We start from the raw sequence: 18,989 nt of genomic DNA on the forward strand, positions 1-18,989 counted from the left end.
AAATTATTTAAAACGTGGTTTTCCACTATAGTGAGTATGCAGAAGATGGTGTGCTTTTTCACTATTTGGTTCTCCTAAGAAGTTTGCATATAATTGTTGTATTTGTGAATTCTTATGAGATTTTCTAACTGGAAGTGACATATCTTCGTCATATAAAGCTTTAGCACGAGCTTGTTTCCAGTCAAAACCGCTATTTCGAACTAGAGCATTAACATAAGATTGACCGCCACCGTTAACACAACCACCTGGACAACCCATAACTTCGATAAAGTGGTATTTAGAAGTACCGTTTTTGATTTCTTCAAGTAATGGTTTAGCTAGGACCATGCTATGAGCAACAGCTACATTTAAAGTCTGATCACCAATTTTAACCGTAGCTTCTTTAATTCCTTCTTCACCACGAACAGCATGGTAGTCAATATTAGTTAGATCTTCATGTGATAAAACATCAGCTACAGTTCTTAAAGCTGCTTCCATAACACCACCGCTGGCACCAAAGATAACTCCAGCACCCGTATATTCACCAAACATATCTTGATCGAAGTCTTCGTCTTTTAAATCTCTAAAATTGATACCAAACATTTTAATTAATTTACCTAATTCACGAGTAGTTAAAACTGCATCAACGTCTTTTAGACCATCAGTTAGATTTTCTTCTCGTTCTTTTTCACCTTTTTTTGCAACACAAGGCATGATTGAAACAACATAAATATCTTGTGGATCAATATTATTTACCTTAGCGTAGTATGATTTGATCATCGCACCTAACATCATATGTGGTGATTTACAGCTAGAAAGATGATCTAGTAAATCAGGATATTCATGTTCAATATAATTAACCCAGCCTGGACTACATGAAGTAATCATTGGTAATACACCATTATTATTTAAACGATGCAAGAATTCATGACCTTCTTCCATTATTGTTAAATCGGCACCAAAGTTAGTATCATAAACTTTATCAAAGCCCATTAGTTTTAAAGCGTGAACCATTTTACCAGTTACTCGAGTACCGATTGGCATTCCAAATTCTTCACCTAAACTAGCTCTAACAGCTGGAGCAGTTTGAACAATTACATGTTTATCAGGATCATTTAAAGCGGCAATTACATCATGAATTTCTTCTTTTTCTGATAAAGCCCCAACCGGACAAACATTAATACATTGACCACATTGCATACAGTTAACATCAGCAAAACTTTTATCATAAACTGGACCAACTTTAGTTTTAAATCCACGATTGATATAGCCTAATACGCCTAGTCCTTGGGTTTTAATACATGTTTCAACACAACGACCACAAAGGACACATTTAGATGTATTGCGGACAATACCTGGAGAAACTTCATCAAAAGTTGGTTTTGATTTTTCACCAGCAAAGGCATCTTCACGAACCCCTAACTCCTGACAAAGACGTTGTAATTCACAGTTTGTATTTCGAATACATGAAAGACAGTCTTTAGAGTGGTTAGATACAATTAATTCGACTACTCTTCTTCGGGCATCTAATGCTCTTTGAGAGTTTGTTTTTATTACAAGCCCTTCACGAACTGGATAAACACAAGCGGCTGCTAATGTTTTAGCTCCTTCTATTTCAACCTGACAAACACGGCAAGCGCCAGTTCCCGTCACTCCTTTTAAATAACACAAAGTAGGGATATGGATACCGTTATTTTTGGCTGCTTCTAAGACTGTTTGCCCTTCGTAAGCTTCTACGACACGGTTGTTGATTGTTATTTTTACTTTTGACATTCCTTACACCTCTACTTTCTTTCAATTACATTAAAGTGACAAGCGTTGATACATTGACCACACTTAATACATTTTTCTTGATCAATAACATAAGGAACTTTTCCTAATTCCCCATGGATAGCACCAACTGGACATTGTTTTGCACATAAACCACATTTACGGCATTTTTCTTCATCAATAACATATTTAAGCAATGCTTTACAAACACCAGCAGGGCATTTTTTATCAACGATATGGGCAATATATTCATCTCTAAATTGATTGATTGTTGATAAAACTGGGTTAGGAGCTGTTTGTCCTAGTCCACATAAAGCAGTATCTTGAATTGTTTTAGCTAGCATCTCTAATTCATCTAAAGTATGCATAGTTGCTTTACCATCACAAATTTGTTCTAATAGTTCTAACATTCGTTTAGTTCCTACTCGACAAGGAGTACATTTACCACATGATTCATCAACGATAAAGTCCATATAGAAACGAGCAACGTCAACCATACAGTTATCTTCATCTAAAACAATCATTCCACCTGATCCCATCATTGAACCAAGTTTAACTAATTCATCGAATCCAATTGGGGTATCTAATTGTTCTTCAGTTAGACAGCCACCGGAAGGACCTCCAGTTTGAACGGCTTTAAAGCGTTTATGATTTGGACATCCTTCACCAATTTCATAGATAACTTCTCTTAAAGTAGTTCCCATTGGTACTTCAACTAATCCAGTATTAACGATTTTTCCACCTAAAGCAAATACTTTAGTTCCTGGTGAAGTTTCAGTACCGATTGATCTAAACCATTTAGCACCATGTTGAATGATCTGGGCAATATTGGCATAAGTTTCTACGTTATTAATAATTGTTGGTTTACCCCAAACTCCTTTATGAGCTGGAAATGGTGGTTTTGGATTTGGCATACCACGTTCACCTTCGATTGATTTGATCAATGCTGTTTCTTCACCACAGACAAAGGCTCCAGCACCAAGACGAATTTCTAAGTCAAAATCAAATCCAGTATCAAAAATATTTTTCCCTAATAATCCTAGTTCACGAGCTTGAGTGATTGCTGTATTCAAACGATCAACAGCAATTGGATATTCAGCACGAATATAAATATAACCATGATTAGCACCAATTGCATAACCAGCAATTGCCATTGCTTCAATGACACTATGAGGATTTCCTTCTAGAATGGAACGATCCATAAATGCTCCTGGGTCACCTTCATCAGCATTACAAATTACATATTTTTCATCACCAGGTTCATCTAAGGCAAATTGCCATTTAACTCCAGTAGGGAAACCACCACCACCACGGCCACGCAAACCGCTGGCTTTAATTTCGTCAACAACTTCTTGAGGTGTCATTTCCTGTAATACTTTAGCAAGAGCAAAGTAACCATCTTTTCCAATATATTCATTAATATTTTCTGGATCGATAACACCACAGTTGTGTAAAGCGATTCTTCTTTGTTTATGATAGAATTTGGTGTCGTTAATATCATGGATTTCCCGAGTATCTTCATCTGATTCATTTAACATTAAACGATGAACAGGACGTCCTTTATATAAATGTTCCATAACAATTTCTTTTACATCGGAAACTTGAACTGATTTATAAATGATATTATCAGGGTAAATTGAAATATTAGGACCAACACCACAAAGACCTAAACATCCAGTTCTTAAAACTTCGATTTCATTATCTAATCCTAAGGACTTAATTTCTTTTTCAAATTCAGTGATTAATTCTCCTGAATTCCCGATTGTACAGCCAGTTCCAGCACAGACTAATACTTGTGTTCTTTTTGCTGCCATCTTGCAACCTCCTATTTTTTATAGTGTCCGACTGTGTACTCGTCGATTATTTCATCATTTTTTAAATGTCTTTCAGCAATTTCTTTAGCCTTTTTTTCATCGACTAAAACATAAGTAGTTTTATTATCATCTTTATCAAAGACTTCAACAATTGGCTCTAATGTACACATTCCGATACATCCAGTTTGTAGTACTTTAGCTGAAAGTTTTTGTCTAGCAACTTCTTCAACTAATGTATTTAATACAGGTCGTGCCCCAGCAGCAATACCACATGTTGCCATCCCAACAACAACACGATATTTTTGTAATCCTTCATCACGAATACTCATATTATTTCTTGCTGCATCACGAATTTTCTTTAAATCTTCTAAGGATTTCATAGCTGTAATCCCTCCTTTATATAATTTTTTAGCCAAATAATTATTTCTGGTTCATTAATTAAGACATCATCAAGAATTTCTTTTATTTCTCGAGTGTCTAATTTAAATTCAGTATCATCAGTTGTATATTTAAATAAATAATCTATTTTTTCATCAGCTTGAATTAAAGTAATTATTGTATCAACGATATTACCCATCGGTGGGGTATCTAAATGATCTTTAACAAAAGAGCCAATTACTTCAGTCCCCTTGCCAAGTGAAGAGCTGATAGTAAAAGTTCCACCGGTTGCCTCGATATTTTCCTTAAAGATTGGAATTCCTAAACCTACTTTGCGGGTAGTTCTAGTTGTATAAAAAGGATCGCATACTTTGGCAATTGTTTTTTGATCCATACCACAACCATTATCAATGATCTTAATTTCAATAACATTTTGTTTGCTGCTATCTAAGATTAAAATTTGAATAAATGTAGCTTTAGCTCGAATTGAATTGTAGGCAATATCCAGGATATTCATAGCAATTTCCTGCATTATTATTTCCTCCATAGCTGATAGAATTTTTCACGATCAAATTGATTTTCAGGTTCACTAATTGCCTCTAAATAATGGGCATCACTGTTAAAAAAAACATATTCATCATTTAAATAAGGACATATTTCCCGTAATTTTTTTAGCTCTTTAATACTAGTAACTTCAATTCCATCATAGTTTAATGACATTGGGATATCTTGATATACTTCATAAAGTCCAAATTTTTTAGCCATTACATGAGCAAGAATAGCCACGCCATTGAATTGATGGATTTTTTCAATGATCTTAGCAACATCTAAATCCAAAGATTCTAATAATAGATTTTCTTCAGTAGCAATAATATTATCATTTTCATCAAATATTACTTGGTTACCATAATAATCAGGGTTATTTGGACTTTTAATTAAATGTTTATCAATCCACTTTTGAATTGGCTGTAATGGTGTTTCTTTAAGAAAATATGCCAAAATATGCACTTTTTCGATACTTTGAAGCTCAACACCATGAACAAAATCAATTTTCCCTTTTAAAACATCATGTTCAATAATCTTAGATAAATAATGCTGCTGTTTTAAAGAATTATGATCAGTAATCGCAATTAAATCCAAACCTTTAATATAGGCCATATTAAAAATATTATTAATTGTCATTAAATCATCGCCACAAGGTGATAGGGCTGAATGAATATGCAAATCATAGTACATTTTATAAACCTAGATTCACTAATTCTTTAGCTACATGATAAGCATCATCTTCACTTATAAAAAGCGGTATTTTGAGTTCGGTTGCTTTAGCAATTGTATCTTGATCAGGATAACTATTTTGAACGAAAATTATTCCTGCAAAGTCATTTAAATCAGCTACTGCTATTACATTTAAATGCTTTTGTACCGTAAGCCATAAAGCACCAGTTTTTCCATTTGCCATCACGAAGCTTAACAAATCCCCGATGTAAACACCTTCAATTTCATTTGAAAGATCAACATCATTGATTTGTTTAAGTGATAATTTTAAAATTTCGCTTACTTTCATATTATTACCTTTTCTTGATACGACATAGCGAGTCATCAACTTCACCTTTAGCAATTCGCGCTGCCAGCCCGCGACAGTTTGCAAAACCACAACTGCCACAATCAAATTGAGGCAAGGTTTCTAAAATAGCATTTACTTTATTAAACCATTGTAAACGTTCTTTAAAGTTTTGTTCATTACTGCTATCAATTTGATGGACTTTAGTATATTCATCTTTTGATAATGCTTTTAATGGGCCATTACAATCTTCAAAAATACTTTCAATATTAAAGCAGCCTTCAAATGGATTAGACCACAAATAATAACCACCAATACAACCTTGAAAACAATTAAATAAAGCAATTAAATCAACATGTTGTAACTGATCAAATTCAATTAAATCCAAAACAGTATTTATTTGTGTCAATCCTTCAACACTAATAACTGATAAACTACGATTACCATATAAATCACTAACATTACTTTTAACACCATAACGGTTAAATGAAATTTCGGTTTTTTCTTCATTTTTTAAACGATTAATTTGAGGAAATATTTGAGAAATACTAATCGCATAGTCAATATTAGAATCCTGGTTATCAAATGGTTCTTTTGCAAGGGTTAACTTTGATACACATTCACAAAGTGAAAAGATCCCGATATCACGATCATTATATTTTTTCTTTAATCTTTTAGCGGCTATTTCTACTGGATAGTCGTAAGGTAATAAATGATCGATTAAAGTAGGGTATTCATTTTCAATAAGTTTATTAATTGTCGGACAAAAAGACGTTAACATTGGAAGATGCTTATCTTTACTATCCTCAATTCCTTGTTTATAAAGAAATCCCTCAATATCGCTATATTGAACCACTTCATCAAAACCAAACTTTTTAATAGCCTGTGCAATATTTTTTGCTTCCTCATAAGTTTTTAAATCAGATAATATCGCAGTTGGAATTAATGCAATATTATAATCATGTTTTTCTAGACAGGTTTGTAAATCAATATTTCTGGTTCTTAAAATTTTCTGGTCACATGCCTGAATACAGATATCACAATTAATACACTTATCTTGATCGATAATTACTTGCTTATTTACAATTGAAATAGCATCTACTGGACAGGATTTAACACATTTAATGCATTTTTGACAATGGGTACCTAAATAACTAATTACTGGCTTCATTTAAAAGTCATCTTAATATGTGTACCTTCTTTTGAAGAAGTTATTTCAAAAGTAGAGGCCACACTTTGCATATTATAAAGGCCCATTCCAGCTCCAAAGCCTAATTCTCGTGCTTTAGGCGAAGCGGTCGAATAACCTGGAGTTAAAGCAAGTTCAATATCTTCAATTCCTGGGCCAATATCATCAAATGATAAATGAATGATACCCTCGTCATCGATTTCAAAGGTAACTGTGCCACCATCAGAATGAATTGCAATATTGATTTCTGCTTCGTAGCAGGCAATCGCTACTGCTTTTAAAACTTTACGATCAATTCCTAGGGCTTTTAAAGTTCTTTTGATATCGCTAGAAGCTGTTCCAGCATCCTGGTAATTATCTTTGATAACTTGATAAGTTTTTTTCATCGGCGCATTCCTGCCGTATATAGCTTCCCGCAAGCTTCAAACATTGCTTCATCAGTTTGAAAAAGATTTATATGCAATTTTTTAGCCATATCAACAATTGACATATCTAATGGCTTTCCTCTTACAAATAAAATTGTTTCTAAATCTAAAACCTCTGCGGTACGTAATGATTGAACATTGGCAAGACCAGTAATAAATAAAATGTCCTCAGTTTCATTTTTTAATAAAGCTAAAGCATCTGACATTAAATCAGTTGCAAAACCTTTATCATAATTTTTTTCATAGATTGAAGTATCATCAACATAAATTTCACGAGCATTTAATAATTTAACAATTTCTTTAACTTGCATGTGATTCTTCTTTTAAATAGTCTAAGACTAACATTTTTAAATCTTCTAATTGCTTAGAACATCCAAAAACTGTCCCATCAACGCTTACTACTGGAGCTAGTCCACAGGCTCCAACGCAGCGAGTAGCGTCAATTGAAAATAGTCCGTCTTCACTTGTTGAATTTACTTCGCATCCCGTCATTTCACAAAGCAAGTCAAGAATTGTCTGAGAACCATTGACATAACAAGCTGTTCCTAAGCAAACTGAAATAACGTGTTTCCCTTTTGGCTCAGTAGTAAATTGAGAGTAGAATGTTACAACTCCGTATACTTTTGATACTGGTACATTAATAGCCTGAGAAATTTTTTCCATTGCTTCAAAAGGAATATAGCCAAGACTTTCTTGAACTTCATGAAGCATTAGTTTCATGGGTCCTTTTTCGTCTTTGTATTTAGCAACAATTTCATCAATTTTATCTAAATACTCTTGTTTCAGCTTTTTCATTTTCACACCTCTTTCTTTTTCATCATATGATTAATTATAACATACTTTGAAAGCGCTTTAAATAGGGTGATGAAAAAGGTCCCATATATTTAAATAGATATATATTTAGATAAAAACTAATATATCAGGATATTTTTGTTACGAAAGTAACACAAAAATATTATTTTATGATAGAATTGTCTCATTAAGGGAGGCGAAATAATGAATCTTTTGCATTTGAAATATGTAATTGAGGTAGCTAAAGCTGGTTCAATAAGTAAAGCTGCTAATCATCTTTACATGAATCAACCGCATTTAAGTAAGATAATTAAAGAATTTGAAGAAACTATGCATATTAAAATATTTGAACGTACTTCTAAAGGGGTTGTCCCAACCAAAAAAGGGGCTGAATTTATTGAACGAGCCAAAGATATTATCAGACAGGTTGATCAAATGGAGGCGTTATATTGCAATTATGATGAAAAATCAGTGCATTTAGATGTTAGTGTACCTCGAGCAAGCTATATTGCAAATGCATTTACTAATTATTTGTCTAAAATAAATTTTCAAGATAAAAAGATTACTGTTAATTATCGGGAAACTAACTCTTTTGATACGATCAAAGCGGTTTATGAAGGTGATGCTAATATTGGGATTATTCGCTTTTTTCAAGACGAAGAAAGTTATTTTATAAATTTATTGAAATCAAAGGAATTGGAATATAAAGAAATATATAAATTTAATTATCAGCTATTAGTATCCAAGGAAAATCCTTTGGTCTATAAAAAAGAAGTTAAATTAAAAGATTTAAAAGACCAGATTGAAATAACTCATGGTGATGTATCATTGCCAGAGCGGCCATTAGTTTCGACTAACCGTAATAGTGAAATTCGTCAAAATAAAAAAGAAATTTCTATTTATGAACGAGGAATTCAATTTGAATTATTGAATTGTTTACCGCATTGTTATATGTGGGTTTCACCAATGCCTAAACAAGTTTTAAATCGTTATAATTTAACGACATTAACATTAAAAGAGCATAAAGCGATAAGTTATGACTGGCTTATTTTAAGAAAAGGATATCGTTTATCAAAAGAAGATTTGAGTTTTATCGACGAAATTCATTGTATTATTCAAAATAATTATGGAGGTATATGTCAAAAGGAATAGCACTATTCCTTTTTTGTATCTACTACATTATTTTGTAAGCGCTTATAATTAGAATCATGGAGGTGCTTATGACATGCAAAGATTTACATTACCAAGAGATTTATATCATGGAAAAGGAGCTTTAGAAGCTTTAAAAACATTAGAAGGGAAAAAGGCTATCGTTTGTGTTGGTGGCGGAAGTATGAAACGTTTTGGTTTCTTAGATCGCGCTGTTGAATACTTAAAAGAAGCTGGAATGGAAGTAGAATTATTTGAAGGGATTGAACCAGATCCATCTGTAGAAACAGTTATGAAAGGTGCAGCTGCAATGGAAAAATTCCAACCAGATTGGATTATTGCTATGGGTGGAGGATCACCTATCGATGCTGCAAAAGCAATGTGGATTAAATATGAATATCCTGAAATTACTTTTGAAGAAATGTGCAAAGTGTTTGGTATTCCAAAATTACGTAAAAAAGCTCATTTCTGTGCAATTCCATCTACAAGTGGTACTGCAACAGAAGTAACTGCATTTTCAATTATTACTGATTATGAAAAAGGAATTAAATATCCAATCGCTGATTTTGAAATCACACCTGATATTGCAATCGTTGATCCTGATTTGGCAGAAACTATGCCTGTTAAATTAGTTGCTCATACAGGAATGGATGCTATGACTCATGCAATTGAAGCATATGTATCAACTGCAAATTGTAACTATACAGATCCACTTGCAATTCATGCAATTGAAATGATTCAAGCTAACTTAGTAAAATCATATAATGGAGATATGTCATGCCGTGATGATATGCATGATGCTCAATGTTTAGCTGGACAAGCATTTTCTAATGCTTTATTAGGTATTGTTCACTCAATGGCTCATAAAACTGGTGCTGCCTTTGTTGATCAAGGTGGACACATTATTCATGGTGCTGCTAATGCGATGTATTTACCAAAAGTAATTGCATTTAACGCTAAAGATGAAACAGCTAAAAAACGTTATGGTGTAATTGCTGATTACATGCATTTAGGTGGTAAAGATGATGATGAAAAAGTAGAATTATTAATTGCATACTTAAGAAAAATGAATGATGATTTAAATATTCCACATTCAATCAATCATTATGGTGCTGATGGTTTACCAGCTGAAACTGGATTTGTACCTGAAGATGTTTTCTTAGACAGAGTTGAAGAAATCGCTGCTAATGCAATTGGTGATGCTTGTACTGGATCAAATCCACGTATTCCAACTCAAGAAGAAATGGTTAAATTATTAAAAGCTTGCTACTATGATACAGAAGTAGACTTCTAATATAAAATAATCTAAACCCTGCATTTAATTTGCAGGGTTTTATTTATAGTAAAAAAGATTGGTTATTGTAGATAAATATAGTAGAATGATTTTGTTAGGTGGTGATTTAATGAGTTTATATGTTACTAGACATGGGCAGACTGATTATAATGTTGAAAATTTAGTATGCGGTATTTCACCGGCTGTTTTAACTAAACTAGGGATACAACAAGCTAAGGAATTAGGAAAAAGATTAGAAAATATTGATTATAAATATTTATATGTTTCACCATTAAAGCGAGCTTTGGATACTGCTAGCTTAGCAAATATAAAAGAAGTTGAAATGGTTATCGAACCACGAATTCAAGAGATCAATTTTGGTATTTATGAAGGCTTACCTCGAGATACTCAAGGTTTTTTAACTAATAAATATGATTTGGCGTATCGTTATCCTACTGGTGAATCGTTTATTGAATTATGTAACCGAGTTTATTCATTTCTTGATGAAATTAAAAGACAAGCAATAGAAAATGATGTTTTGCTTGTCTGTCATGGAGCAGTTTGTCGGGCTATTAATACATATTTTAATGATATGACTAATGATGAAATATTTGAATATACAACTGAAAATTGTCAGTTATTAAAATATGATTATTTATCTAAATAGTCTTTTAAAGCTGTCCGGTTTAAAATATTTATTTTTTTATATTTTAATTCAATCCAGCCAAATTGGCAAAAATCGTTTAATATTTTTGTAACAGTGACCCGATTTAAGCCGGTTAGAGAAGCTATTTCTTCATGAGTATAAGAGATAGTTTTTTTATTTTGTTCTAATAAAAAAGCAGCAATTTTTTCATGGCGATTATATAAGTAAGCTTTTTTTACTTGATTAACTAAATAATCATTGGTTGATGATAATAATTGTAAAATAGCGATAGTTAATTCCTGCGATTTTAAAATAGTAGGGTACATTGTTTCTAATTGACATGAAATTAATTCAACTTCATCGATAGCGCTAACACATACAGGCCGATTAGTATTTTGAAGAAATGATGATTCACCAAAGATCCGCCCTTTACCAATGATATCAAGGGTTATTTCCTGTCCATCTTTGGAAATTAAATAGACTTTGACCCGCCCTTTTAAAATTAAGTATAAGTTATTAGTAGTATCTTCTTCCATGTAAATAACATCGTTTGGATGATATTTAATTAAAGTACCAGCTTCTTTAAAATATTTAAATAAATCTTCTGAAATCTTCATACTTCCTCCATTATTTTACTTTTTTTCTTTAATTGTAGCATAGAATACATTTTTTAGATAGCTAATGTGGTATCTTATCTCCTGAGGTGAGTAGGATGAAAGAAAGATTGGTAAAAATTGGATTAATTATTTTAGGAAATATTTTAGTAGCATTTGCAATTAGTACTTTAGTTTTAGAAAATGAATTGATTTCTGGTGGGGTAACTGGTCTAGGGATTGTCGGAAATCATTATTTAGGTATTAATATTTCACTAGTAGTAGGGGTTATTAATATTGGTTTGTTTTTGCTTGGGCTTTTATTTATTGGTAAAAAGTTTGCTCTTTCGACATTAATTTCGACTTTTACTTTTCCGTTATTTTTAGAATTTTTTAATACTCATAGTTTTTTCCATAATTATTGTGATGATACTTTATTAGCTGTTGTTTTAGCAGGGTGTTTACTTGGAGTTGGAACTGGATTGATGATTAGAAATGATGCATCATCTGGAGGAATGGATATCATTGCAATTATTTTAAATAAAAAATTTAAGATTCCAGTTTTTATCGTAGTTAATCTTTGTGATTTTACAATCTTATGTTTACAAGCAGCGTTTAGTGATATTAATAAAATTATTTATAGTATTGTTTTAGTTTTCATTACTTCATTTATGTTGAATAAGACTTTAACAAAAGGTTCTAAAATGGTGCAATTATTAATTATTAGTGACTATTATGAAGAAATTAAAAAACTAATTATTGGTGATCTTGATGCTGGTGTCACAGCTTTATATAGCGAAAAGGGTTATACTGGTAATGATACTAAAGTATTGATGACAATTATTCCACCTGTAAAACTAAACCGGCTTAAAGAACAAGTTAAAAAAATAGATCCACTGGCTTTTATGGTTGTTGCGACCGTTGATGAAGTCAGTGGAAGAGGATATACATTTTCAAGAAATCAGTAATCGCTTAATGCGATTACTTTTATTATGTGGTAAATATTACCATCACCAGCAAAACGACTATCATCTTTAAAATCTTCATTAATATCGATCCAGACTAATTCGTTTTCATCACCATGGATGTTTACATCCTTAAAAAGGGTAGCAACATATGTTTCTAAAAGAGTATCATCTAAATAATATGTAAAGTCCATAAAATGAGTTAAAGTAACATCTTTATTTGTAATATTGGTTTCTTCTTGTAATTCACGATAGGCTGCTTGAAGATGGTCCTCGCCTGGTTTTATTTTCCCGCCAACAAAATTATATTTGCCTTGATAGGGATCTTTTTTTCGTTTACACATCAATAGTTTTGTTTTATTTTGATTAAAAATTACAATAATATTTACATTTCGTTTCATTTTTATTACCTCTAGTAAATTTTATCATAATTATTAGTATATTTATAAAAAATTAAGAATATATTTAATGTAATTTTTTTAAGATAGTGCTATAATGCAAAAGTATATTGGTGGAGGAGATTATGGACATTATAGAGTTAATTAAAGTTTTTATTTTAGGAGTTGTTGAAGGTATAACCGAATGGTTACCAATCAGCAGTACTGGACATATGATTTTAGTTGATGAGTTCATTAAGTTAGATGTTAGTGCTGAATTTTTGGAAATGTTTTTAGTAGTAATTCAGCTTGGAGCGATTTTAGCTGTTATATTCCTTTATTTTGATAAGCTGATGCCATTTGATTATCGCCATGGCTGGAAAGTAAAAAAAGATACTTTTTCAATGTGGTTTAAAATTATCTTTGCTTGTTTACCAGCGGCAGTTGTTGGTATATTGTTTGATGATCAGTTAAATGAATTATTTTATAATCCTCTTACAGTTGCCATTGCTTTAATTGTTTTTGGGATCTTGTTTATCTTTATTGAAAATTATAATAAAGGTCGTTCATCAAAAATTAATTCCATTAGCGAGATTACTTATAATACTGCTTTGATCATTGGTATTTTTCAATTAATAGCAGCTATTTTTCCAGGAACATCACGTTCTGGAGCAACAATTGTTGGGGCTTTATTAATTGGGGTTAGCCGTACTGTAGCAGCTGAATTTACTTTCTTTTTAGCGGTTCCGGTAATGTTAGGAGCTAGTTTATTAAAGATTGTAAAATTTGGTTTTGCTTTTACTTCTTATGAATTAATATTATTAATTTTTGGAATGGCGGTTGCCTTTGTTGTTAGTATGATAACAATCAAATTTTTAATGAGTTATATTAAAAAGCATGATTTTAAAGTCTTTGGCTGGTATCGAATTATTTTAGGGGTAATTGTCTTAGTTTATTTTATGATTTTTTAAAAGTCCAGATTGAATCTGGGCTTTTTTATATGATAAAATAATTATATATGATACAATTATATTAATAAAAAAGGAGGTCGTTTTATGAAAATTTTATTATGTTGTACAGCTGGTGTTACTTCTAATATGTTTGCAGCTGCTTTAAAAGATGAGGCGGATAAGCGTAACTTAGAAATTATTGTTTGGGCCGCAGCAGAAACTGCAGTTGAATATTCTATTGAACAGGCAGATTTAATTTTGGTTACTCCACAATTAGCAGGTTCAATTAAGAAATTCAAAGATTTAGCTAATCCAGGTGTACCAGTTTTATTAATTAGTGAAGATGACTTTAGGAACTTTAATGCTAAAAAAGTTTTAGACGAAGCAATTAGTGTATAATAATATTTAGGAGTTAACTTATGTTAACTCTCTTTTTTTATGCAAAAAAGTTAAGAATTTGTTAAGAATATTTGTGTTATCTTAATTTTATGTTAAATTATTAGGGATTGCAAAAATATAATTAGGAGATAAGAATGGAAATTACAGATATTTTTGGTTTATTAGGCGGTTTAGCATTATTTTTATATGGAATGAAAATGATGTCAGATAGTTTAGAACTAGCTGCCGGTAATAAAATGAAAACAATTTTAGAAAAATTAACTACTAATCGTTTTTTAGGAGTTATAGTTGGTGCTTTAATAACAGCGGTTATTCAATCATCATCGGCAACAACTGTTATGACGGTTGGCTTTGTTAATGCAGGATTAATGAAACTTAAAAATGCGGTTTGGATCATTATGGGTGCTAATATTGGTACAACAATAACTGGACAGTTAATTGTTATTGATATTAGTGCTTTAGCACCGTTGATTGCTTTTATTGGTGTTGCATTAATTGCTTTTTTTAAAAATAAAAAATTAGATATGATCGGTGGAATTATTGCTGGTTTAGGAATTTTATTTATGGGAATGGATATGATGTCTGGGGCAATGATGCCTTTAAGAGATTCTAAAGAATTTGTCAATATTGTATCAACATTTAAAAATCCTTTAATAGGAATATTAGTTGGAGCTATTTTTACTGCAATCATTCAAAGCTCTTCAGCTTCAGTTGGGATTTTAATTGCTTTAGCAAAAAGTGGCGTTATTACTTTATCGTCATCTATCTATGTGTTATTTGGACAAAATATTGGAACTTGTATAACTGCAGTGTTAGCTAGTATTGGTACTAGCAAAAATGCTAAAAGAACAACAATTATTCATTTGTCTTTCAATATTATTGGAACAATTATCTTTGTAACGATCAGTTTATTGTTCCCGTTTGCTGATATTGTTGCTTCTTTGACACCAGGAAATGTTCCAGCACAAATAGCTAATGTTCATACGATCTTTAATATTGGAACAACAATTTTATTATTACCATTTGGTAAACAATTAGTTGATTTATCGTATAAACTTTTACCAAAGAGAGATGAAGATATTGAAATCAAGAAAGTTAAATATTTAGATAAGACGATTTTTGTTAATGATTATCATATTGGAACTAGTGCGATTGCTAATCGACAATTGTTCAATGAAATTCAAAATATGTTAACGGTAGCAAAAACTAATTTAGAAATGGCTTTTTCAATCCTGGTTAATTGGGATGAAAAGAAATTTGATAAAATTATTGATACTGAAGATTATATTGATTATTTAAATAAAGAAATAATCGAATTTACAACACTAGCAATATCTTCAGAATTACCAGTTGAAAACTCTAAATCAATTGGATTGTTTTTAAAAACAGCAGGTGATTTAGAAAGAATTGGTGATCATGCTATCAATATCGCTAAACGTGCTAAAAAATTGAATGAAAATCAAAACAGTTTTTCAAGTGAAGCAATGCAGGAAATTAATGAGATGAATGATTTAACAATGAATGTTTTAAAAAGATTAAATACTGTAAACATTGATGATCCAGATACATTAATTCATAAAGTAGATTCTTTAGAAACAATCATTGATGAAAAAACAAGTAAATTTTCATATAACCAAATGTTACGCTTACGTGATAAAAAATGTACCCCAGAAAATAGTGCTTTGTTTACTGAGACATTGATTGATTTTAAACGTGTAGGTGAACATGGTGTAAATATTGCTAATGCATTTAATGAAATAAAAGATGTATTAACAACAATCTAGGCTGTAATTGGCAGCCTTTTTTTATTAATGGTATATGCATTATTTTAAGATATTAAAAAAATCATTATTTTGTAGATATTCTGAAAGAATCACTATATCATGAAGATCAATATAATATTGATAGCTTAATATGTGGATGATATACTATAAATGATATTCTATACCTTGTGGTATAAGTATTATAACAAATGAATAATATAAGGCTTTATAAACAGTGTGAACATGAAATACAGTTACAATAATCATAGAAGATTTTGATTGATAGAAAAATTTTTAAAACTAGGAAGTAATTAATTATTGGAGTTGCAAAGAATATACTTACAAAGATTGATGAAGAAGAAGCTGTTAATTTTGGCACACTTGTAAAATAGCATTATACTTCGATTGTGGAATCAATAAGGTGTTTTTGAGTTTGAAAATAAAGTGAAGGAGATAAATAAAATGGCAGAAGCAGAAAATAGTAAAGATCTTATAAGTGTATTATGGAGTGGGGCTGATATACTTAGATCAAAAATGGATGCAAATGAATATAAAGATTATTTATTAGGAATTGTCTTTTACAAATATTTATCTGATTCTTTTTTGATTAAAGTATATGATCTGATCAATGATGAAAAACCGTCATCATTAAAAGAAGCACTTGAAGAATACCGAGAAGCATTAAAAGATGAAAGTGCTGATGAGTTGATGGAAGAAATCAAGTCTGCTTGTCACTATGTTATTGAACCTGATTTAACATATACTTATTTTGCAGACGCGGCTAGAAATAATTCATTTAACAGAGAGTATTTACAAAAAGCGTTTAATAATATTGAACAAAGTGATCCGTTATTCGCTGATTTATTCACTGATATTGATTTATATTCTAATCGTTTAGGAACTGGTGACCAAAAACAAAGTGATACTATTTCAAATTTAATCAAGGAAATCGATAAAGCAGATTTATTAAATACTGATGCTGATATTTTAGGAAATGCCTATGAATATTTAATCGGACAATTTGCATCAGAAACCGGAAAGAAAGCTGGAGAATTTTATACCCCTCAAGCAGTCTCTAAAATTTTAACAAAGATTGCAATTGCTGGACAGGAGAATAAAAAAGGGTTATCTGTATATGATCCTTGTATGGGATCTGGTTCATTACTTTTGAATGCAAAGAAGTATTCTAAGGATCCAAGAAATATAAAATACTATGGTCAGGAACTTATGACCTCAACATATAATTTAGCAAGAATGAACATGTTTTTGCACGGTGTTGTTCCAGAAAACCAGAAATTAAGAAATGGTGATACATTAGATGCGGACTGGCCAACTGATGAAGAAACAAATTTTGATATGGTTCTTATGAATCCACCATATTCAGCAAAGTGGAGTGCAGCTGCTGGATTTTTACAAGATGAACGTTTCAGTGATTTTGGTGTATTAGCTCCAAAATCAAAAGCAGATTATGCGTTCTTGTTACATGGACTTTACCATTTAAAAAATAGCGGAACTATGGCAATCGTATTACCACATGGTGTTCTCTTTAGAGGTGCTGCTGAAGGTAAAATAAGAGAAAAATTACTTCGGTCAGGAAATATTTATGCTGTTATTGGATTACCAGCAAACTTATTCTACAATACGTCTATTCCAACTTGTATTGTTGTTTTGAAAAAGCATAGAGATGGACGAGATGTACTATTTATTGATGCATCTAAGAAATTTAATAAAGGTAAAAAACAAAATGAAATGACAGATGAACATATTGAATCAGTAATAGATTTATATATGAAAAGAGAAACTGTTGATAAAGAATCTTATCTTGCCAGTTTTGAAGATATCGAAAAGAATGATTTCAACTTAAATATTCCTCGATATGTAGATAACTTTGAAAAAGAAGAACCTGTTGATATTAATGCGCTTTTAACAGAAATGAAACAAACAGACGCCGAAATTCAAAAAGTACAAAATGATTTTGTATCATTATTACATGAATTAACCAGTACTGATGAAAACATAATGGCATCATTAAATGAGTACATTAAGATGGTTGAGGGGGGATTATAGTGAAAAAACCTAAAATTAGATTTAAAGGTTTTAATGATGATTGGGAACAGCGTAAGCTATCCGAGATTGCTACAATGCATGCAAGAATTGGATGGCAAAATTTACGAACATCAGAGTTTTTGGAAAACGGCGATTACATGCTTATCACGGGAACAGACTTTGTTGATGGATCGATTAACTATTCTACTTGTTACTTTGTTAACAAAGAACGATACGAACAGGATAAAAATATACAGATAAAAAATGGAAGTATTTTGATAACAAAAGACGGAACTCTTGGAAAAGTTGCGTTAGTTCAAGGATTATCAATGCCTGCGACACTTAATGCAGGGATATTCAATATTGAAATCAAAAATGAATTGGAGATAGATAATAAATATCTCTTTCAATATCTAAAAGCACCGTTTTTACTAGATTATGTAAAAAAAAGAGCAACTGGTGGAACTATTAAACATTTAAATCAAAATATACTTGTAAACTTTCCTGTATTAACGCCTCAAAAATTGGAGCAAACTAAAATCGGACAGTATTTTTCAAATCTTGACAATCTCATCACTCTTCACCAGTGGAAGTGTATTGTTTGTACAAAAATAAAGGTAAATACTTGGATACAGTGTAAGTTCATAAAAATAGGTGTTAAATTACAAAAATGTATACTTCTAAGTATCATTTTACTGTTTAAGCGAAGAAAAGTAAGTTGTGTTTTCTCAATGTCATTAAGTTAAGATGACAAAATTTTAGCCAGGAGCTATATAGAAAATATATTTTCTCCTGGTTTTTAATATTTATTCAAGCTAAAAAAGTGTAGTCTTGAAACTACATTTTTCAAGGTATATAATAAACTATGTTAGTTATAACGATAGTTAAAGAATACGACAGTCTTTGGCTTGACATGTCGC

At 31.1% G+C, this 18,989-nt stretch carries 21 protein-coding genes; 9 read left to right on the forward strand and 12 right to left on the reverse strand.

Annotation, left to right across the window (positions count from 1 at the left end; translation table 11 throughout):
* Positions 1 to 3: 3 nt before the first annotated feature.
* From B5F09_RS10245 to B5F09_RS10290, 10 genes are read right to left on the reverse strand one after another with little or no spacing between them, the layout of a single operon-like run.
* The gene (locus tag B5F09_RS10245) at positions 4 to 1,752 is read right to left on the reverse strand and encodes an NADH-dependent [FeFe] hydrogenase, group A6 (RefSeq protein ID WP_087299197.1); all 1,749 of its coding nucleotides are present in this window, start codon (positions 1,750 to 1,752) and stop codon (positions 4 to 6) included.
* Positions 1,753 to 1,763: 11 nt separating this feature from the next.
* The gene (locus B5F09_RS10250) at positions 1,764 to 3,563 is read right to left on the reverse strand and encodes an NADH-quinone oxidoreductase subunit NuoF (protein WP_087299195.1); all 1,800 of its coding nucleotides are present in this window, start codon (positions 3,561 to 3,563) and stop codon (positions 1,764 to 1,766) included.
* Between the two features lie 11 nt (positions 3,564 to 3,574).
* The gene (locus B5F09_RS10255; RefSeq protein WP_087299193.1) at positions 3,575 to 3,943 is read right to left on the reverse strand and encodes a ferredoxin; all 369 of its coding nucleotides are present in this window, start codon (positions 3,941 to 3,943) and stop codon (positions 3,575 to 3,577) included.
* A complete protein-coding gene (locus B5F09_RS10260) occupies positions 3,940 to 4,473 on the reverse strand; it encodes an ATP-binding protein (protein WP_087299191.1) in 534 nt (177 codons plus the stop codon). Before B5F09_RS10260 ends, B5F09_RS10255 begins: the two co-directional genes overlap by 4 nt.
* Before the next feature lie 2 nt (positions 4,474 to 4,475).
* Positions 4,476 to 5,177: a PHP domain-containing protein gene (locus B5F09_RS10265; protein WP_087299189.1), complete on the reverse strand. Its 702-nt coding sequence runs from the start codon at positions 5,175 to 5,177 to the stop codon at positions 4,476 to 4,478.
* A 1-nt stretch (position 5,178) separates the two neighbouring features.
* Positions 5,179 to 5,541, reverse strand: coding sequence for a hypothetical protein (locus tag B5F09_RS10270; protein WP_239404318.1), 363 nt, complete (start codon positions 5,539 to 5,541; stop codon positions 5,179 to 5,181).
* Entirely contained in the window at positions 5,510 to 6,673 is a 1,164-nt protein-coding gene (locus B5F09_RS10275; RefSeq protein WP_087374005.1) for a [Fe-Fe] hydrogenase large subunit C-terminal domain-containing protein, read from the reverse strand. The genes B5F09_RS10270 and B5F09_RS10275 overlap by 32 nt, the downstream gene beginning before the upstream one ends.
* Positions 6,670 to 7,077: an ATP-binding protein gene (locus B5F09_RS10280; RefSeq protein WP_087299185.1), complete on the reverse strand. Its 408-nt coding sequence runs from the start codon at positions 7,075 to 7,077 to the stop codon at positions 6,670 to 6,672. The genes B5F09_RS10275 and B5F09_RS10280 overlap by 4 nt, the downstream gene beginning before the upstream one ends.
* On the reverse strand, positions 7,074 to 7,427 hold the full coding sequence (locus B5F09_RS10285; protein ID WP_087299183.1) for a hypothetical protein: 354 nt from the start codon (positions 7,425 to 7,427) through the stop codon (positions 7,074 to 7,076). The genes B5F09_RS10280 and B5F09_RS10285 overlap by 4 nt, the downstream gene beginning before the upstream one ends.
* On the reverse strand, positions 7,417 to 7,911 hold the full coding sequence (locus B5F09_RS10290; RefSeq protein WP_087299181.1) for an NAD(P)H-dependent oxidoreductase subunit E: 495 nt from the start codon (positions 7,909 to 7,911) through the stop codon (positions 7,417 to 7,419). The genes B5F09_RS10285 and B5F09_RS10290 overlap by 11 nt, the downstream gene beginning before the upstream one ends.
* A gap of 201 nt (positions 7,912 to 8,112) precedes the next feature.
* On the opposite strand from B5F09_RS10290, the gene B5F09_RS10295 reads away from it, so the two are divergent.
* The 3 genes from B5F09_RS10295 to B5F09_RS10305 all read left to right on the forward strand — a co-directional run bounded on the left by B5F09_RS10295 (position 8,113) and on the right by B5F09_RS10305 (position 10,997).
* The gene (locus B5F09_RS10295) at positions 8,113 to 9,060 is read left to right on the forward strand and encodes a LysR family transcriptional regulator (RefSeq protein WP_087374007.1); all 948 of its coding nucleotides are present in this window, start codon (positions 8,113 to 8,115) and stop codon (positions 9,058 to 9,060) included.
* Between the two features lie 73 nt (positions 9,061 to 9,133).
* Positions 9,134 to 10,351, forward strand: coding sequence for an iron-containing alcohol dehydrogenase (locus B5F09_RS10300; protein WP_087299176.1), 1,218 nt, complete (start codon positions 9,134 to 9,136; stop codon positions 10,349 to 10,351).
* A 109-nt stretch (positions 10,352 to 10,460) separates the two neighbouring features.
* Positions 10,461 to 10,997 carry a histidine phosphatase family protein gene (locus B5F09_RS10305; protein ID WP_087374009.1) on the forward strand — a complete coding sequence of 179 codons (537 nt, stop codon included), beginning with the start codon at positions 10,461 to 10,463 and terminating at the stop codon, positions 10,995 to 10,997.
* Here B5F09_RS10305 and B5F09_RS10310 read toward each other — a convergent pair.
* Positions 10,982 to 11,593, reverse strand: coding sequence for a Crp/Fnr family transcriptional regulator (locus tag B5F09_RS10310; RefSeq protein ID WP_087299172.1), 612 nt, complete (start codon positions 11,591 to 11,593; stop codon positions 10,982 to 10,984). The two genes, B5F09_RS10305 and B5F09_RS10310, sit on opposite strands and share 16 nt — an antisense overlap.
* A gap of 95 nt (positions 11,594 to 11,688) precedes the next feature.
* Between B5F09_RS10310 and B5F09_RS10315 the strand changes: the two genes are divergently transcribed.
* Positions 11,689 to 12,537 carry a YitT family protein gene (locus B5F09_RS10315; RefSeq protein WP_087299170.1) on the forward strand — a complete coding sequence of 283 codons (849 nt, stop codon included), beginning with the start codon at positions 11,689 to 11,691 and terminating at the stop codon, positions 12,535 to 12,537.
* On the opposite strand, the gene B5F09_RS10320 is transcribed toward B5F09_RS10315, so the two are convergent.
* On the reverse strand, positions 12,531 to 12,935 hold the full coding sequence (locus B5F09_RS10320; RefSeq protein WP_087374011.1) for an NUDIX hydrolase: 405 nt from the start codon (positions 12,933 to 12,935) through the stop codon (positions 12,531 to 12,533). The genes B5F09_RS10315 and B5F09_RS10320 overlap by 7 nt on opposite strands.
* A 122-nt stretch (positions 12,936 to 13,057) precedes the next feature.
* On the opposite strand from B5F09_RS10320, the gene B5F09_RS10325 reads away from it, so the two are divergent.
* From B5F09_RS10325 to B5F09_RS10345, 5 genes are all read left to right on the forward strand, one after another.
* Positions 13,058 to 13,882 (forward strand): undecaprenyl-diphosphate phosphatase, encoded by an 825-nt coding sequence (locus B5F09_RS10325; protein WP_087374013.1) that lies wholly within the window; start codon positions 13,058 to 13,060, stop codon positions 13,880 to 13,882.
* 84 nt (positions 13,883 to 13,966) lie between these two features.
* Positions 13,967 to 14,260 (forward strand): PTS sugar transporter subunit IIB, encoded by a 294-nt coding sequence (locus tag B5F09_RS10330; RefSeq protein WP_087299164.1) that lies wholly within the window; start codon positions 13,967 to 13,969, stop codon positions 14,258 to 14,260.
* A 134-nt stretch (positions 14,261 to 14,394) separates the two neighbouring features.
* The gene (locus tag B5F09_RS10335; RefSeq protein WP_087374015.1) at positions 14,395 to 16,044 is read left to right on the forward strand and encodes a Na/Pi cotransporter family protein; all 1,650 of its coding nucleotides are present in this window, start codon (positions 14,395 to 14,397) and stop codon (positions 16,042 to 16,044) included.
* A 441-nt stretch (positions 16,045 to 16,485) separates the two neighbouring features.
* Complete coding sequence (locus B5F09_RS10340) at positions 16,486 to 18,090, forward strand: type I restriction-modification system subunit M (protein ID WP_087374017.1); 1,605 nt, start codon at positions 16,486 to 16,488, stop codon at positions 18,088 to 18,090.
* Positions 18,090 to 18,815, forward strand: coding sequence for a restriction endonuclease subunit S (locus tag B5F09_RS10345; protein ID WP_204215297.1), 726 nt, complete (start codon positions 18,090 to 18,092; stop codon positions 18,813 to 18,815). Before B5F09_RS10340 ends, B5F09_RS10345 begins: the two co-directional genes overlap by 1 nt.
* Positions 18,816 to 18,989 lie beyond the last annotated feature (174 nt).

Source organism: Erysipelatoclostridium sp. An173 (assembly GCF_002160495.1).
GTDB lineage: Bacteria > Bacillota_I > Bacilli_A > Erysipelotrichales > Coprobacillaceae > Thomasclavelia > Thomasclavelia merdavium.

What these genes read in the sequence shown, in the direction of transcription:
- B5F09_RS10305 (WP_087374009.1), top strand. Translation starts at nt 10,461, where the DNA reads ATGAGTTTATATGTTACTAGACATGGGCAGACTGATTATAATGTTGAA.
- B5F09_RS10320 (WP_087374011.1), bottom strand. Translation starts at nt 12,935, where the DNA reads ATGAAACGAAATGTAAATATTATTGTAATTTTTAATCAAAATAAAACA.
- B5F09_RS10285 (WP_087299183.1), bottom strand. Translation starts at nt 7,427, where the DNA reads ATGCAAGTTAAAGAAATTGTTAAATTATTAAATGCTCGTGAAATTTAT.
- B5F09_RS10265 (WP_087299189.1), bottom strand. Translation starts at nt 5,177, where the DNA reads ATGTACTATGATTTGCATATTCATTCAGCCCTATCACCTTGTGGCGAT.
- B5F09_RS10255 (WP_087299193.1), bottom strand. Translation starts at nt 3,943, where the DNA reads ATGAAATCCTTAGAAGATTTAAAGAAAATTCGTGATGCAGCAAGAAAT.
- B5F09_RS10335 (WP_087374015.1), top strand. Translation starts at nt 14,395, where the DNA reads ATGGAAATTACAGATATTTTTGGTTTATTAGGCGGTTTAGCATTATTT.
- B5F09_RS10310 (WP_087299172.1), bottom strand. Translation starts at nt 11,593, where the DNA reads ATGAAGATTTCAGAAGATTTATTTAAATATTTTAAAGAAGCTGGTACT.
- B5F09_RS10315 (WP_087299170.1), top strand. Translation starts at nt 11,689, where the DNA reads ATGAAAGAAAGATTGGTAAAAATTGGATTAATTATTTTAGGAAATATT.
- B5F09_RS10245 (WP_087299197.1), bottom strand. Translation starts at nt 1,752, where the DNA reads ATGTCAAAAGTAAAAATAACAATCAACAACCGTGTCGTAGAAGCTTAC.
- B5F09_RS10295 (WP_087374007.1), top strand. Translation starts at nt 8,113, where the DNA reads ATGAATCTTTTGCATTTGAAATATGTAATTGAGGTAGCTAAAGCTGGT.
- B5F09_RS10330 (WP_087299164.1), top strand. Translation starts at nt 13,967, where the DNA reads ATGAAAATTTTATTATGTTGTACAGCTGGTGTTACTTCTAATATGTTT.
- B5F09_RS10300 (WP_087299176.1), top strand. Translation starts at nt 9,134, where the DNA reads ATGCAAAGATTTACATTACCAAGAGATTTATATCATGGAAAAGGAGCT.
- B5F09_RS10260 (WP_087299191.1), bottom strand. Translation starts at nt 4,473, where the DNA reads ATGCAGGAAATTGCTATGAATATCCTGGATATTGCCTACAATTCAATT.
- B5F09_RS10340 (WP_087374017.1), top strand. Translation starts at nt 16,486, where the DNA reads ATGGCAGAAGCAGAAAATAGTAAAGATCTTATAAGTGTATTATGGAGT.
- B5F09_RS10250 (WP_087299195.1), bottom strand. Translation starts at nt 3,563, where the DNA reads ATGGCAGCAAAAAGAACACAAGTATTAGTCTGTGCTGGAACTGGCTGT.
- B5F09_RS10325 (WP_087374013.1), top strand. Translation starts at nt 13,058, where the DNA reads ATGGACATTATAGAGTTAATTAAAGTTTTTATTTTAGGAGTTGTTGAA.
- B5F09_RS10275 (WP_087374005.1), bottom strand. Translation starts at nt 6,673, where the DNA reads ATGAAGCCAGTAATTAGTTATTTAGGTACCCATTGTCAAAAATGCATT.
- B5F09_RS10280 (WP_087299185.1), bottom strand. Translation starts at nt 7,077, where the DNA reads ATGAAAAAAACTTATCAAGTTATCAAAGATAATTACCAGGATGCTGGA.
- B5F09_RS10290 (WP_087299181.1), bottom strand. Translation starts at nt 7,911, where the DNA reads ATGAAAAAGCTGAAACAAGAGTATTTAGATAAAATTGATGAAATTGTT.
- B5F09_RS10270 (WP_239404318.1), bottom strand. Translation starts at nt 5,541, where the DNA reads ATGACTCGCTATGTCGTATCAAGAAAAGGTAATAATATGAAAGTAAGC.